The organism is Thiomonas delicata (assembly GCF_900088825.1).
Lineage (GTDB): Bacteria > Pseudomonadota > Gammaproteobacteria > Burkholderiales > Burkholderiaceae_C > Thiomonas_A > Thiomonas_A delicata.
Genome location: NZ_LT592171.1, coordinates 291,526 through 306,212, shown reverse-complemented (window position 1 = coordinate 306,212; position 14,687 = coordinate 291,526). Strand labels below are relative to the sequence as shown.

General features: G+C 59.5%; 12 protein-coding genes and 1 pseudogene. 11 read left to right on the top strand and 2 right to left on the bottom strand.

What is annotated here, in order from left to right:
• Positions 1-6: 6 nt before the first annotated feature.
• Together THIARS_RS10960 and THIARS_RS10955 are read right to left on the bottom strand one after the other, a co-directional pair.
• Positions 7-3,624, bottom strand: a complete 3,618-nt coding sequence (locus tag THIARS_RS10960) for a nitrate reductase subunit alpha (protein WP_186436662.1) — start codon at positions 3,622-3,624, stop codon at positions 7-9.
• A 37-nt stretch (positions 3,625-3,661) separates the two neighbouring features.
• Entirely contained in the window at positions 3,662-4,552 is an 891-nt protein-coding gene (locus THIARS_RS10955) for a c-type cytochrome (RefSeq protein WP_186436661.1), read from the bottom strand.
• A 482-nt stretch (positions 4,553-5,034) separates the two neighbouring features.
• On the opposite strand from THIARS_RS10955, the gene THIARS_RS10950 reads away from it, so the two are divergent.
• The 11 genes and pseudogenes from THIARS_RS10950 (at position 5,035) to THIARS_RS10905 (ending at position 14,607) form a co-directional block, all read left to right on the top strand.
• Positions 5,035-6,936 carry a histidine kinase gene (locus tag THIARS_RS10950; protein ID WP_094160973.1) on the top strand — a complete coding sequence of 634 codons (1,902 nt, stop codon included), beginning with the start codon at positions 5,035-5,037 and terminating at the stop codon, positions 6,934-6,936.
• Positions 6,929-7,564, top strand: a complete 636-nt coding sequence (locus THIARS_RS10945) for a response regulator (RefSeq protein WP_222423066.1) — start codon at positions 6,929-6,931, stop codon at positions 7,562-7,564. Before THIARS_RS10950 ends, THIARS_RS10945 begins: the two co-directional genes overlap by 8 nt.
• A gap of 44 nt (positions 7,565-7,608) precedes the next feature.
• Positions 7,609-8,034 (top strand): hypothetical protein, encoded by a 426-nt coding sequence (locus tag THIARS_RS10940; RefSeq protein ID WP_094162083.1) that lies wholly within the window; start codon positions 7,609-7,611, stop codon positions 8,032-8,034.
• Between the two features lie 162 nt (positions 8,035-8,196).
• Positions 8,197-8,847, top strand: coding sequence for a hypothetical protein (locus THIARS_RS10935; RefSeq protein ID WP_094160971.1), 651 nt, complete (start codon positions 8,197-8,199; stop codon positions 8,845-8,847).
• On the top strand, positions 8,844-9,434 hold the full coding sequence (locus THIARS_RS10930; protein WP_245845890.1) for a redoxin family protein: 591 nt from the start codon (positions 8,844-8,846) through the stop codon (positions 9,432-9,434). The genes THIARS_RS10935 and THIARS_RS10930 overlap by 4 nt, the downstream gene beginning before the upstream one ends.
• An 18-nt stretch (positions 9,435-9,452) precedes the next feature.
• Positions 9,453-9,911 carry a type II 3-dehydroquinate dehydratase gene (gene aroQ, locus THIARS_RS10925; protein WP_094160970.1) on the top strand — a complete coding sequence of 153 codons (459 nt, stop codon included), beginning with the start codon at positions 9,453-9,455 and terminating at the stop codon, positions 9,909-9,911.
• A 41-nt stretch (positions 9,912-9,952) separates the two neighbouring features.
• Positions 9,953-10,405 (top strand): acetyl-CoA carboxylase biotin carboxyl carrier protein, encoded by a 453-nt coding sequence (gene accB, locus THIARS_RS10920; protein WP_094160969.1) that lies wholly within the window; start codon positions 9,953-9,955, stop codon positions 10,403-10,405.
• Positions 10,406-10,502: 97 nt separating this feature from the next.
• Positions 10,503-11,852, top strand: a complete 1,350-nt coding sequence (accC, locus tag THIARS_RS10915; protein ID WP_094160968.1) for an acetyl-CoA carboxylase biotin carboxylase subunit — start codon at positions 10,503-10,505, stop codon at positions 11,850-11,852.
• A gap of 52 nt (positions 11,853-11,904) precedes the next feature.
• Positions 11,905-12,813 carry a 50S ribosomal protein L11 methyltransferase gene (gene prmA, locus THIARS_RS10910; protein ID WP_094162081.1) on the top strand — a complete coding sequence of 303 codons (909 nt, stop codon included), beginning with the start codon at positions 11,905-11,907 and terminating at the stop codon, positions 12,811-12,813.
• Positions 12,814-12,906: 93 nt separating this feature from the next.
• Positions 12,907-13,011 (top strand): annotated as a pseudogene (locus THIARS_RS19110) (zinc-ribbon domain-containing protein); the annotation flags it as partial.
• A gap of 258 nt (positions 13,012-13,269) precedes the next feature.
• The gene (locus THIARS_RS10905; RefSeq protein WP_245845983.1) at positions 13,270-14,607 is read left to right on the top strand and encodes a DUF3426 domain-containing protein; all 1,338 of its coding nucleotides are present in this window, start codon (positions 13,270-13,272) and stop codon (positions 14,605-14,607) included.
• Positions 14,608-14,687 lie beyond the last annotated feature (80 nt).

Below are 14,687 nucleotides of genomic sequence, written 5' to 3'. Positions count from 1 at the left end.
ATGCCTTTAGAAGTTGACCGTTTCCATTTTCCTGACCAATACATGAGTATCCCTGTTTACACCAACCGGGCCCCAATAATTCAGATGGTAGGTAAATTGGCCATACCCCCCCACACAGAGGTTGGGTTTCAGATGCACGCGAGTAATACTGTTGTTCATGCCTGCTCGCTTTCCGCCACGGATCTCAGATTTCGGCACACTATAGGTGCGTTCGACAGCGTGATAAACGATACAAACTCCCGACGGAATTCTGGCGCTCACGGCCGCGCGAGTGCAGTACACCCCGTGATCGTTATAAACCTCGACCCAATCATTATCTTGAATTCTAAGGCTTTCAGCGTCCGACTCACTCAGCCAGCAAGGCTCCATGCCACGTGAAAGCGTGAGCATCCGCAGAGTATCGCCATAGGTCGAATGAATATGCCATTTCCCATGCGGGGTTAAGACATTCAGCATCTTCGCTTTGCCATCGTTCACCGACTGCCGTAGATCACCGTAGGCTTCCGGTGTCGGCGACGGCTTGAATGTCGGGAAATTTTCACCAAAGGCAATGTATCCGTCATGATCCAAATAGAAATGTTGACGGCCCGTCAAGGTGCGCCAAGGGATGTTGTTTTCAATGTTGTAAGTAAAGCCAGCATAAGCTCTCCCGCCATCCATCAACCCCGACCAAATCGGTGTATTAATTAGACGGCGCGGCTGTGTCTTCAGGTCTCGATTATTAATCAGGACCCCTCTTGAGGCCTCTGAAAGATGAGCCAGCTTCACACCTGTTTTGATTTCCGCATTTTTATACGCGCGCTCGGCAAGAGCGCCATTCGTGGCAGATGAGAGAAGCAGAACAGCCTCGATGGCTTCGGTATCCTCCTTGAGTGAGGGGTAGCGTTGCCCTTGAATCGTCTGCACATGATCGGCATTCTCGAGCATCCTGTCATAGAAATCAGCGCAGTCGTATTGATTGCCATGTGCCCCCAGACCCTTTTCGCGCACGTTGGGGCCGAGCGCGATGAACTTGTTATAAATTTGCGTATAGTCGCGCTCTTCCAGCGCAAGTTTATGCATGGATTTTCCGAGAACCGCTTCACATTCACCTTTTGCCCAGTCGAGCATCCGGGGTTGGGAAATTTCATCAGCGCTATCATGGGAAAGTGCTGCTGTCACGACATCCGTGATCGGCAGCGGCATATGTTTTCGCGCCATGTCGCTGACCATTCCAGCAAGATCCCGAAAAATATTCCAATCCGTTTTTGATTCCCAGACCGGGGGTATTGCAGCACTCAACGGATGGATGAACGAATGCATGTCCGTCGAGTTCAAATCATCCTTTTCATACCATGATGCCGTGGGTAACACGATGTCTGAATAAAGCGCCGAAGTATCCATCCTGAAATTCAAATCGACGATCAAATCCATTTTTCCGCGGGCGGCGGCGTCGCGCCATTTGACATCCTTGACTTTGCCTTTGGCAGCCTCGTCGGCGATATGATTATGGTGCGTACCAAGATAATGATCTAAAAAATACTCATGCCCTTTGGCACTCGTGCCGATAGCATTGCCGCGCCAGATAAACCATACGCGTGGCCAGTTGACCTCGGCGTCCGGATCAGTCACGGAATATCGAATTTCTCCCGACTTTAACTTCTCCAGGATGTAATTCTTGATTTCATCATCCGTCTCGGCTCCAGCCTGACGCGCCTGCTCGACCAACTCGAAATTGTTGACATTGAATTGCGGGAAGAATGGCAACCAGCCATTCCGCACGGCCTTTACAATAAAATCCGCCGTATGCAGCTTGGTCGTGCTGTTGCTGGGCGCCGCGTTATATTCATTTTGATTTCCATCATACCGCCACTGATCTGAATTCATATAATGCCATATGGGTGCTTGCTGGAGCCTCGTCGTGCTCTGCCAGTCGCGCGCTGACATAATGCTACCCCATGAATCGGTAGGCGCGAGTTTTTCCTGCCCGACGTAATGATTCATCCCACCGCCATTGACCCCGACACAACCTGTCAGCATGAGCGCCATCATTCCGGCGCGGTAGATCAAATTGCCGTGGAACCAATGGTTTATGCCAGCCCCCACGATAATCGTGCATTTACCGCCCGTCATTTCCGCGGTGCGCGCCCATTCACGTGCGAATTGCAGCACCGTTTCTGAGCCTATCCCAGTAAAAATCTCTTGCCACGCCGGCGTGTAAGCGGCGTCTTTATTACTGTAATTCTCAGGATAATCGCCGCCCAGCCCACGATCAACGCCATAATGCGCCATGATGAGGTCATAGATCGTGGCCACTGCAACCTGTTCTCCGGTCTTGGTCGTCACATACTTGACAGGCACTCCGCGGAGGGCTTTGCGATTCAATCCATACTCTGTGAACTCAACAGGCAGTACGGCATCGCTCTTGCCGAGGAGGGTAAGCAACGGGTCATAACTCTGGTCCCCAAGCCCGTCTTCAAGTTTGGTGTTCCAGTTTCCCTTCACCTTGTCCCAGCGGTGGCCGACGCTACCTTTCGGCATGACCAATTCCCCTGTGCTCTCGTCAATATTGAGGAATTTCCACTCGCCGTTCTCTTGATCTTTGTATTTTTCAATCCTGTTTGCACGCAGCAATTTACCCGCGACATAACTTCCGGATTGGGCATGTAATTCGACCAGATAAGGGCTGTCTGTTGTTTTCTTTGCGTAATTTATGAAATACGGCGTTTGTTTTTCATAATGCCATTCTTTGAGGATGACATGGGTTACGGCCATCCAAAATGCCCCATCACTTCCCGCATGCACAGGAACCCATTGGTCTGCGTATTTCGCCACCATACTGAAGTCTGGCGAAAATACGACCGTCTTCGTCCCGTTATGGCGCGACTCCGAGAAAAAGTGCACATCGGGCGTGCGTGTCATTCCCAGGTTGGCGCCCATAACCGCCGTGAACTTGGAGTTGTACCAGTCTGCGCTTTCAGCCACGTCAGTCTGCTCACCCCAAACTTCGGGGAAAGCCGGGGGCAGATCGCAATACCAGTCGTAAAAACTCAGTAATACTCCTCCCATCAATTGCAGGAAGCGCGCGCCGGCGGCAAAGCTCAGCATCGACATCGCGGGAATTGGGGAGAACCCGACAAGTCGGTCGGGACCATATTTTTTGACCGTATGCAACGACGCGGCGCTGATCAACTCCATCGCCTCGTCCCAATGCACGCGGCGGAAACCGCCCTTGCCACGCGCCTGTTGATAACGCTTGCGCTTGGCTGGATCGTCTTGCAGATTCCGCCAAGCCAGCACGGGATCGCCAGTTTTTTCTTTTTCCTCGCGATACAGATCGAGCAAGGCTCCGCGCATCAACGGGTATTTGACGCGGATCGGGCTGTATAGATACCAGGAATAGGAAATCCCCCGTTGGCAGCCACGCGGCTCGTAGGGCGGAAGCGATTTTTCGAGCAGCGGATAATCTAGCGCCTGGGTTTCATAAACGACGATCCCATCTTTGACATGCACATTCCAGGAGCAACCACCTGTGCAATTGACGCCATGCGTACTGCGGACGACTTTATCGTGCTGCCAACGATTACGATAAAACTCTTCCCAAGATCTTGTTTTTGGCGAAATGATGTCTTTGATCCAGCTCATGATGTCCTCGTGTCTTGTCGATGATGGGGTGTCTGACTCAATGCGTCTTGATCTGGCGCGCGTAAATCAAATGCTTGGTGCTGAATTTTTTCCGCCTGATCCAGATCAAATTCATGGCTGCCAGGATCACCAGCATCCCCACCCCTCCTGCAACCAGCATGTCGCTCGAGATGCGCGTTCCCGCTTGCGCTGCTTTGGACAAACTAGCGGCCTGCAGAAATGCGATTAATTGCGCTGTTTCAGCATCGGTCACTGGATGGCCTTCATAGGCCATGGCCATAGGCGCAAACGGAGGTGTGGTGACCATGGCCTTGATGCCGTCGGCACCGATGGTTGCATAGACCCCAGTTAAGCCGACGGCAAGCTTTCCGCCAGCAATGCCGACAGCGGAGTTGTTGACGTCATGACAGGAAATGCACGCTGCACCGCCATGGGTAAACCGTGTTTGTCCGGTAAAAAGCCGAGCGCCTGCGATGACCTGCGCTGGGCTTGGCTGTGCGACCGCAGCTGGTACGACCACTGGCGGAGCCGAGACTGTGTTTGCTCCCCGGGAGGCTTGGGAAATGTAAGTCAGGATGCCATGGATTTCTGCACTGGACAGCGCTTGATCGGGCATCACCATGCCGTATTGGGCAACAAGCGTTTTTGCCGTTGGATCACCACTCTGAATCACCCGTTGAGGGGATTGAATGAACTGCAGCAGCCAGTCTGCCTTGCGTTGGGTCCCGATATCCTTCAGATCCGGCCCGACCAGTTTTCCGCCGCCGATCGTGTGACATTGTGCGCAGCGCTGTTCGAAAAGGGCCTTGCCGTCGGCGTAAGCTTGCTTCATATTTACCAAATACACCGCCAGCAACAATAGAAAGGCTCCGCCTATCCATAAATGCCGGTGAGGCCCAGCCTTGGCGCAAACCACCTGTTGATGCAACGACCCTCTCATGAGTTTCCCCTGCTGCGGACTTGGATGACCAGGACAATAGGCCTTAGCCACCGCGTTGCCTACTGCCGACAAAGCTCCTGAAATGCGTCGATATACCTCTAACGAGGTAGGGTGGTAGTGATGTAAGCCTTTGATCCGACGGTATTTTCAAAATCATGTCCGCGCATTCGGCCCCGGCGGGGTTTTTCGGAGTACCACCTTCGCAATGGTCTGTCTCCTCAGGCGCTGAAACGCAAGACATCAAATCCGCCCGCGGGCGGTGGATGCAACCCATGATCGCCACCCGGGAGGCGTCCCGACGGAGCCATGCCTATGGCCGTGGGAGTACAGATACGCGATGGGGCATGTCTGCGAAGTTGCTCGGCGGGCTCATAATGAGCTCGGTTTCCTGGTGCACACGACTAATTGCGTCGCCTGCCTAGCCCTTCGATCGGCCCGCCATCGGCGCAACATTCATCTCTGTGAGAATCATGATTCGCTTGTATCGGCGGTTCTGGGGCCAGTCGTTGTTGGCGCGGCTGACGCGCATGCTCGTCCTGATCGCGCTGCTGTCCCTGACGAGTTTGATCAGTTCCCTGGTCATTGCGGACGGCGCGCGCGGCGAAGCTTCGGCTATCAACATGGCGGGTTCCTTGCGGATGAAGATCTACCGCGCGGTCGCAACGCTCAATGCGATACCGACGCGCAGCCGGCCCGATCAGATCAAGGCGCTGGAGGGCTCGCTCAACGATTTCGAAGCCACTTTGGCATCCCCGACCCTGACCCAATTCATTCCGTCTGACGAACTGGACCGGCGGGCGCGTGTTTACCGAGACATGCTCGACGCCTGGCAGCAGCGGGTACGCCCCTTGCTCGTTGCCGAGGCCGACACCTCTCGGTTCAACCCGGAAGCCCGGGTTGCGCTTTTGGCGCAAGCGCAAAATCTCGTGACGACGATCGATGAACTGGTCACCTTGCTGCAGGAGAACGTTGAGGCGAAACTTGCCTTGCTGCGGCTCATACAAGGTCTTGCCATCACTGCGATTTTTGTCGTCATTGCGATCACGATCTACGTCACGCGCGCAGACGTTCTCGTCCCACTGAAAGAGCTTCAGGAAGCCACCCAAAAGATGCGTAGGCAGGATCTCTCGGTGCGCGTGGCCCAGTACGCGGCGAACGACCTCGACGGGCTCGGCCTGTCGTTCAATTTGATGGCGGAAGATCTCGACAAGCTCTATCAGAACCTCGAACACAAAGTCGCCGAGAAGACGGAATCCCTGGCGCGCAGCAACAAGTCGCTCGAATTGCTTTACAGGTCGATCGGGCGTCTTTACCCGAGCGCGATCAATTCAAGCACGCACTTGTCTCTGCTGAACGACTTCGAGAAGGCCATCGGCGTCGGCCATGGACTCGTCTGCCTTGCCAGCGACAGCACGCACGGCGGTACGCCAGCATCGCCGCAGTTCAGTTCCGGCGACCGCCAGCTATGCCAGGTTTCGAATTGCTCCGACTGCCACGCGTCAAGCGCCATACGCTGGCGCGAATTTGAACACTTGCGCGCACTGACGCTCCCTCTCCACGATGTCAACTCCAGCTACGGCGTTCTGCAATGGGTCGTCCCTTCCGGGCAGGACCTCGATCCCTGGCAGATTCAATTGCTGGAGGCCCTCGCGACCCACATGGGCATCGCCATCGGCGAAGCCATGCGCGCCGAACAGTCGAAACGATGGTCCGTTTACGAGGAGCGTGCGATTTTGGCCCGTGAACTTCACGACTCCCTTGCGCAATCGCTGTCGTACATGAGAATCCAGGTATGCCGGCTCAAAACGGCGGTGCAGGCCAAGGAACCCGCGCAAACCGAGCTCATCATGTCCTCGCTCGACAACGGTCTGACCAATGCCTATCACCACCTTCGCGAACTGCTTTCGACCTTCCGCATGAAGGTCGAAGACAATCTGACGATCGCGCTCGAGAAGTCTGCCGCCGAGTTTTCCCTGCGCGGTTCGATCCCCGTGCACACCCAAGTGACCCCGACCACTTCGCGTCTGAGTCCGAACGAGGAAATCAACCTGCTGCAGATCACGCGAGAGGCGCTCGCGAATGCGATTCAACACGCAAACCCGAGCCATATCGAGGTGAGTTTTTATGAGAGCGAGGGCGGCGGCGTTCATCTTGCGATTGATGACGATGGCATCGGCATAGGCGAAGAGCATGGCCGGATCGGCCATCATGGCCTGCTCATCATGCATGAACGCGCCAACCATATCGGAGCCCAGCTATCCATCACGAACAAACCGGAGGGCGGCACACGGGTTGCCGTGCAATTGACGCCGCGCGCCCTCAGCACGTCGATCCGCATCGCGCCAGGCACGAAACATGAACTCCATGCATGAAGTCGTGATCATCGATGATCACCCATTGTTCCGCCAGGGACTGAAAGACCTGATTGCCATGGCGAGCGACCAGCTCGTCCTCGTTGGCGAAGCCGACAACGGCAAAGACGGGTTGGATCTCGTGCGCCGGTTGGAACCCTCCGTCGTCTTGCTCGACCTGCACATGAAAGGCATGAGCGGCCTCGATACGCTGAAGGAGATCAAGACCCACCACCCGGGCATCACGACGATCATGATCACGGTGTCCGATGACGCCGAGAATCTGACCGCATCGCTGCGCGCTGGCGCTGACGGCTACCTGCTCAAGGACATGGCGCCAGAAGCCCTCCTTGCCGGCATCCTCAAAACATCCGAGACCGGCGCAATGGCTTTGAGCGACAACTTGGTCAATTTATTGGTCGTGTCGCTGAGGGAAGATCCGCTGCCGAAAACAAAAGAGGCCGCGAATTTGACGCCACAGGAAGCCAATGTTCTCGCCCACCTCAAAGAGGGCAAGAGCAACAAGCAAATTGCGCGGGACCTTCATATCGCCGAGGGAACCGTCAAGATCCACGTCAAGCGCATCCTCAAGAAAATCCACGTCAATTCACGCACGCAAGCCGCCGTGTGGGCGGTCGGAAACACCTGAGCGGGGCTCGATTGCCCAATTCACATCAATGATTGAAGGACAACATGGACATTCAGACTTTTGACGATCTTCTTGTCTTGAGTCGTCGCCAGACCAAGCCGCAGCATCTTTTGTTCGTCTTCGTCGGCGCCACGCTTCCCGAGAACGCCAGCGGCGAACAGCGCGCCGAATTCAATGCCGGCAACGGTGGCGAGCTCGAGCCCGTGATGGTCGTCGACAAGGGTCCCGACGAGCTCGCGGATTTCCAGACCCTGATCGAGGAAGCGGCTCGCTTCGGGCCGCCTTGGTCGCTCGTATTCGCGTCATCGGTATCCTGGCATGATGGCCTGCCCCCCACCAGCGAAGAAACCGAGGCATCGCTGCAACACATGGTCGACAGCATCAGGAACGGCTCATTCGAAGGCATGCTGCCCTTCGACCGCAACGGAGATCCCGTGCATCTCGCGAATCCCGGCGCCGCGAAACCATGAGGCATCGGGGTCCAACCCGTCTCGCCTGCGGGACTGTTCCGCGGCCGGCGTGAGGCCGTTACCGGCTGCCACGCTGCCTTCGGAATCGGGTCCCGCAGCCAAGCCGGATCGAGCCGACACTGCCGTACGGTCGGCATGCATCAGACGGATACACTCCCCTTGATGAACGCTTTACGGGAAGAACTCGCCGCCATGGCGGCCCGGCTCATTGTCGAGGACGGCCTGGATTACGCAACGGCCAAGCGCAAGGCAACGCACCAGATGCTTGGCCCAGGCGCGCACCCCGAGGTGCAGCCCGACAACACGGATGTCCTCACCCAGGTCCGGCTCTATTTGTCCTTGTTCCACGGTGACGAACACCCCTCGCTGCTTTGGAATTTGCGCCGCGCCGCACTGGGGCTGATGGAAGAATTCGCCGAATTCAGGCCGCATCTTGCGGGCGCGGTGTGGAACGGAACGGCGACGGCGCACTCTGCCTTGCATGTCCTGCTATTTGCCGACGATACCAAGGCGGTGGAAATTCACTGCATCAACCGGAACCTTGCCTACCGTGCCAGCGAAGCCCCGCATTACGCGGGCAAGGCCCCCGTGGAGCGCCTCGAGTTCGAGTGGCCGATGCCAAGCGGGGCCACCACCCGACATCCGACCGTGATCGCCTCGCTCAGCCTCTATCCGCTCAAGGACGAACGCGGCGTGCTGCTGCGCGCGCCTCGCAGCTCCGGAAAACCGGCCGAGCGCGGCAATATGCAGGCGGTGCGTGCCTTGGTCGAAGCCGGCCCGGCGGCATCACCCCCTATTGGAGTTTCACTTTGAAAAGCACAACATCTTGGATTCTGGTTCTGCTCATCGGCGCCATCGGGGCCGCCGGGGGTTTCTGGTTCGGCTCCCGCGCGTCGACCCGCGCCGATGCCGAGCGTTTGATCACGGCGGCAACACAGCCCTCGAGACCTCCAGAGGCAACGATGACGCCGGCACCCAACGCGGTGCAGACGCTGTTCGCCACGTCGCTGGACGATCTCGGCGGCCACAGCGTCAAGCTGGCCCAGTACAAAGGCAAGATCTTGATCGTCAACTTCTGGGCGAGCTGGTGCCCGCCGTGCATTGCTGAAATGCCCGAGCTGTCACGTTTTTACAAGGATCATGGCAGCAAAAATCTGCAAATGATCGGCATCGCCATCGATAATCCAACATCCGTGCGCAATTTCCTGAAAGCCCGCGCTGTCAGCTATCCTGTGCTATTGGGTGGCATGGGCGGCACGGAACTCAGCGCGAAACTCGGCGACAACCAAGGCGGGCTCCCATTCACGGTGATCATTGCGCCCGACGGCTCCATCGTCTTTCAAAAATTGGGGCAAACCTCGTATACAGAACTCCTGAAACACCTTTCTGGAACAACCTGAACACGTCCCATCCATCCCATGAATCCGCTACGCGTTCTCGTCTTGCATGGTCCGAACCTCAATCTTCTCGGCACGCGCGAGCCAGAAGTCTATGGCCGCACCACGCTCCAAGACATCGACCAAACTCTTGTGGCGCTCGGCGCCGAACTCGGCCTGGACGTGCAATGCCACCAGAGCAACCACGAGGGCGCGCTCATCGACCGGATCCATGCGGCACGCGAAGACGGTACCCGCTTCGTCATCATCAATCCCGCCGCGTACACCCACACCAGCGTTGCGCTGCGCGACGCCTTGGCCGCGCTGGGCCGGCCTTTCGTTGAAGTGCATCTGTCCAATGTTCATCGCCGCGAACCTTTCCGGCAAAACTCCTATTTCTCCGATCTCGCCGAGGCGGTAATTAGCGGTTGCGGCGCCGCCGGATATGGGTTCGCACTTCGCTATGCAGCTGAAAAATTGGCCGCAATAACTAGAACTTGATAGAATTTAAGACCCAATTCGACTCAATTCACATCGATACCATGGATTTGCGAAAACTCAAAACCTTGGTTGACCTCGTTTCGGAATCGAATATTTCCGAGCTTGAGATCACCGAAGCGGAAGGCAAGGTCCGCATCGTCAAGACGCCCCCGCCTCCCGCCCAAGCCGCCGTGCAATATGTGGCTGCGCCTGCTGCCGCGCCTATGCCCATTCCCATGGAAGCGAGCGCCGCGACGCCTGCCGCCTCAGCCGCGCCGAGCGGCAAACTGATCAAGTCCCCCATGGTCGGCACGTTCTATCGCGCTTCAGCGCCTGGAGCCAAACCCTTCGTCGAGGTGGGCGATGTCGTGAAACAAGGCCAGGCCGTGTGCATTGTCGAGGCCATGAAGATTCTTAACGAGATCGAATCCGACATCGACGGCATCGTCAAGGAAGTCCTGGTCGAGAATGGCCAGGCCGTCGAATACGGCCAGCCCTTGTTCGTGCTCGAGTGACGCGAGCTAACGGCATGCCCTGGTCTTGCCGAACCGCCTCCCCCTTTCCGGGCCCACCTCTTGAACGCCGAGGCTGCGCGCCGAGGCCCGACCCGCCATGTTCAAAAAAATTCTGATCGCCAATCGCGGCGAAATCGCGCTGCGGATTCAGCGCGCCTGTCGCGAATTGGGCATCAAGACCGTGATGGTCTATTCCGAGGCCGACCGCGACGCCAAGTATGTGAAATTGGCCGACGAGGCCGTCTGCATCGGGCCGCCGCCCTCAGGCTTGAGCTATCTGAATATGCCCGCCATCATCTCGGCCGCCGAGGTGACGGACGCCGAGGCGATTCACCCGGGCTACGGCTTTTTGTCGGAAAACGCCGATTTCGCCGAGCGCGTCGAGCGCTCGGGTTTTACCTTCATCGGTCCGCGCCCCGACTCCATCCGCCTGATGGGGGACAAAGTGTCGGCCAAACAGGCCATGATCAAGGCCGGCGTGCCCTGCGTGCCCGGCTCGGACGGCGAATTGCCCGACGACCCGCGTGAAATCACCCGCATGGCCCGTGCCGTGGGTTACCCGGTCATCATCAAAGCCGCGGGCGGGGGCGGGGGGCGCGGTATGCGCGTCGTTCATACCGAGGCCGCGCTGCTCAACGCGGTGGTGACCACCAAGGCCGAAGCCCTGGCGGCTTTCGGCAACGGCGCGGTGTACATGGAAAAATTCCTCACCAATCCGCGTCATATCGAAATCCAGGTTCTCGCCGACGAACACGGCAACGCCCTGTGGCTGGGCGAGCGCGATTGCTCGATGCAGCGCCGCCACCAGAAAATTCTTGAGGAAGCGCCCGCGCCCGGCATCGCCCGCCGGCTGATCGAGCGCATTGGCATCCGCTGCGCCGATGCCTGCAAGAAGATTGGCTACCGCGGCGCCGGAACATTCGAGTTCCTCTACGAAAACGGCGAGTTCTACTTCATCGAAATGAACACCCGGGTGCAGGTGGAACACCCGGTGACGGAACTGACGACAGGCGTGGACATCGTGGTGCAGCAAATCCTCGTGGCTGCCGGCGAAGCGCTCACGCTGCGGCAGCGCTCGATCGTCTGCAACGGCCATGCCATCGAATGCCGCATCAACGCCGAAGATCCGGTCAAGTTCACGCCCAGCCCCGGCCGCATCACGACCTGGCATGTACCGGGGGGGCCGGGCGTGCGCGTGGACTCCCATGTTTACGCCGGCTACTTCGTGCCGCCGAACTACGATTCGATGATCGCCAAGATCATCGTGCATGGCGCCACGCGCGAACAGGCCCTGGCCCGCATGCGCACCGCCCTGTCGGAAATGGTCGTGGACGGCATCTCGACCAATATCCCCTTGCATCGCGAGTTGCTGGTGGACGCCCGTTTCATGGAAGGCGGCACCAACATCCACTACCTGGAAGAGTACATGGCGGCACGGCACGGCTGAGTGGATGCGTTCGTCCGCCCAGTTCCAGCCCGCCCAGCCCCGGCACGCAACCATGCCCTACCGTGAAGTCACCATCCCCGCCGACGACGCGCGGGCCGAGGCACTGTCCGATGCACTGATGGAACTGGACGCCCTCAGCGTTTCGGTCGAGGACCGTGAAGCAGGAACCGAGGCGGAGCAAGCCCTGTTCGGCGAGCCGGGCCTGCCTGCGCCACGGAGCGCGTGGCAGCACAGCCTGGTGCACGCCTTGTTCAGCACCGAAGCGCAAGCCGATGCCGCTTTGCTCGCCCTGCTCGGTACCGGGCTGCTGAACGACCTCGCCGGTGTGCAGCAAACGGACGTCCCTGAGCAAGACTGGGTTCGCCTGACGCAATCCCAGTTTCAGCCGGTGTGCATCGAAGGCAGGCTGTGGATCGTGCCAAGCTGGCACAGCGCGCCCGAGAACGCACCGCTGGTCATCCAGCTCGACCCGGGCCTGGCCTTCGGCACCGGCACCCACCCGACCACCCAGCTCTGCCTGGGCTGGCTGGTGCAACAGTCCCCATGGAACGGGCGGGATCTGCTGGACTATGGTTGCGGCTCGGGCATTCTCGCCATCGCCGCGGGCTTGCTCAAGGCACGCAGCGTCAGCGCGGTGGATATCGACCCCGACGCCGTACGCGCAAGCCAAGCCAATGCGCAGGCCAATGGCGTCGAGCTGGCGCATTGCTGCCATGTCGACATGCTGCCCGAGCAACGCTTCGACGTGGTGCTGGCCAACATCCTCGCGGCACCGCTCAAGCTGTTGGCGCCGATGCTCTCGGCCCGCGTCAAACCCGCGGGCCGGCTCGTTCTGTCAGGCATCCTCGACCGGCAGGCTGAAGAACTCATCCAAGTCTATGCGCCCTATGCCAACTTGCATGTGCATGCCGAGCAAGACGGTTGGGTCTGTCTGGCCGGAACCACGTATGCCCGACCCTGACTTGCCCACCGCCCCCAGCGGCCGCAAGGCCACGCATGGGGTTCGCCGCCTTGACCCATGATCCCGGCGCCCTGACTTTTATACTTGTGCGCCATGCCACTCGCCACCCGCTGCCCGCACTGCGGCACCACGTTCAAGCTGGTGCGTGATCAGCTTTTGTTGCACCGTGGCTGGGCGCGCTGTGGGCGTTGCGGTGAAGCGTTCAATGCTGCGGATCACCGCTTCGAGCTTGCATCCACCCCACCCCCCGAACCCAATCACCCGGCTGGAGTTCCAGCGGCCGCAACCGGTGGCTGGCCTGGCACGCAACCCTCTTCCGTCGCCACGCAGGCCGACGTGGTTTCGGAAACGTCCGAGACACGCCCGAACCCCATCCCTGCTCAACCCCCGAAGACGGAGACAGGGCCGAAGCCGATCTGGACAACAGGCGCTTTTGCCTATGCGCCGCCCAAACCCATGGCTGGCGTTGCAGCCGACGCAGCGCCGAATCCGGCACGCGCGGCCGTGGGCCCCGCCAGCCTCAAGGCGGCGCCCCCCGTGCAGCAGCCCGACGCGGCGGCCACCCACGCGGGCGGCCTCGAGGATTCGGATGGCTTTCCGGATGATCCGGCACCGCTGCCGCCTGGCGCCGAAGCGTTCGATCTGGCCACCAGCCTGGACGCCACGTTGCCCGCGGGGATTCCCGAACTGCGTCAAGCGCAGCCTGCACCGCAGGCTCGATCCGATCTTCCACAGCCCGACTCTCTGGACATCGATCTTGCCACGTTCTCCCCCGAGGCCGAGGCCGCTTTGCGTGGCGACGACGCGGGCCCCGCCATGGGTGAGCCGGCGAGGGTCGAGGCAGAACGCTTTCGTGCCGCGCTCGAAGACGCGTGGCTGGCGGACGCGCAATCCCACGACGGCAAGGCAGACCCAGCCTGGACCGAGGCCATCGAGACGAATCCGGCCGCCGAAAAACCGGCCCGCCCGCTGCCAGTGGCGAAAACCGCTCGGGATACCGTTGAGGCCGCCGCCCCCGCATCGCCGCCGGTCGAGAATCATGCGCAAGAGGAGAGCGACTCCGAGTTCGATCTCGGTGCCGTTCTGCACTACCAATTCGAGTCCGAACCTCAGGATTCGGCTGCAAGCCCCCTTGAAGCTGCCGCCGCAGCGCCACACAGCGGAAAGGAGCCCGGCCCGGCCTTACCCCTGTTCGACCACGAAGCTACGGTCAAAACGGAAACTGAGTCCGCGACATTGCCCGAACCGCAGTTCCTGCGCCAGGCGCGCGCCCAGGAACGCTGGCAGCGGCCCGCCGTCCGCGCAGTGCTCGGTCTGTGCGCCGTCCTGCTCCTCGCCTTGGGCGGTGTACAGGCGGCATGGACCTGGCGCAACGCCCTCGCCTCGCGCTGGCCGCAGACCCGCCCCGCTTTGACCCAGCTCTGCCGGCTGGCCGGCTGCACGCTGGCTGCGCCGCGCAGGCCGCAGGACCTTGTCATCGACACGTCGGCCATGTCGCCTGCGACGGACGGCCACCTGCTGCTGACCGCGACGTTGCGCAATCGAAGTTCCGAGGCCGTCGCCTATCCGGCCCTGGAACTCACACTCACGGGACAGCAGGAACAGATCGTGGTACGCAAGGTGATCGAACCTGCTCAATACCTCGCACTCGTCACGCGCCCAGCGCATGCCGGCGCAATACGGCAACAGATGCTGGGCGGCCTGGCTCCGGGCGCCGAATTGAACATACGGCTCAATCTGGATTTGAACGCAGGCGAGGCCAGCGGCTACACGCTGTACGCCTTCTATCCTTAATTTGCTGATCGCTGCTGCGCACCGCTGCACCCGGACGTTTACCGGGCCGCGGAGGCTCGTCCCCTTGGCGAGCCGGACGC

Bases quoted from the DNA above. Each gene is read 5' to 3' on its own strand.
- prmA (WP_094162081.1), top strand. From the start codon at position 11,905: ATGCCCTACCGTGAAGTCACCATCCCCGCCGACGACGCGCGGGCCGAG.
- THIARS_RS10960 (WP_186436662.1), bottom strand. From the start codon at position 3,624: ATGAGCTGGATCAAAGACATCATTTCGCCAAAAACAAGATCTTGGGAA.
- THIARS_RS10950 (WP_094160973.1), top strand. From the start codon at position 5,035: ATGATTCGCTTGTATCGGCGGTTCTGGGGCCAGTCGTTGTTGGCGCGG.
- accB (WP_094160969.1), top strand. From the start codon at position 9,953: ATGGATTTGCGAAAACTCAAAACCTTGGTTGACCTCGTTTCGGAATCG.
- THIARS_RS10905 (WP_245845983.1), top strand. From the start codon at position 13,270: ATGGCTGGCGTTGCAGCCGACGCAGCGCCGAATCCGGCACGCGCGGCC.
- THIARS_RS10945 (WP_222423066.1), top strand. From the start codon at position 6,929: ATGCATGAAGTCGTGATCATCGATGATCACCCATTGTTCCGCCAGGGA.
- THIARS_RS10935 (WP_094160971.1), top strand. From the start codon at position 8,197: ATGAACGCTTTACGGGAAGAACTCGCCGCCATGGCGGCCCGGCTCATT.
- THIARS_RS10940 (WP_094162083.1), top strand. From the start codon at position 7,609: ATGGACATTCAGACTTTTGACGATCTTCTTGTCTTGAGTCGTCGCCAG.
- accC (WP_094160968.1), top strand. From the start codon at position 10,503: ATGTTCAAAAAAATTCTGATCGCCAATCGCGGCGAAATCGCGCTGCGG.
- aroQ (WP_094160970.1), top strand. From the start codon at position 9,453: ATGAATCCGCTACGCGTTCTCGTCTTGCATGGTCCGAACCTCAATCTT.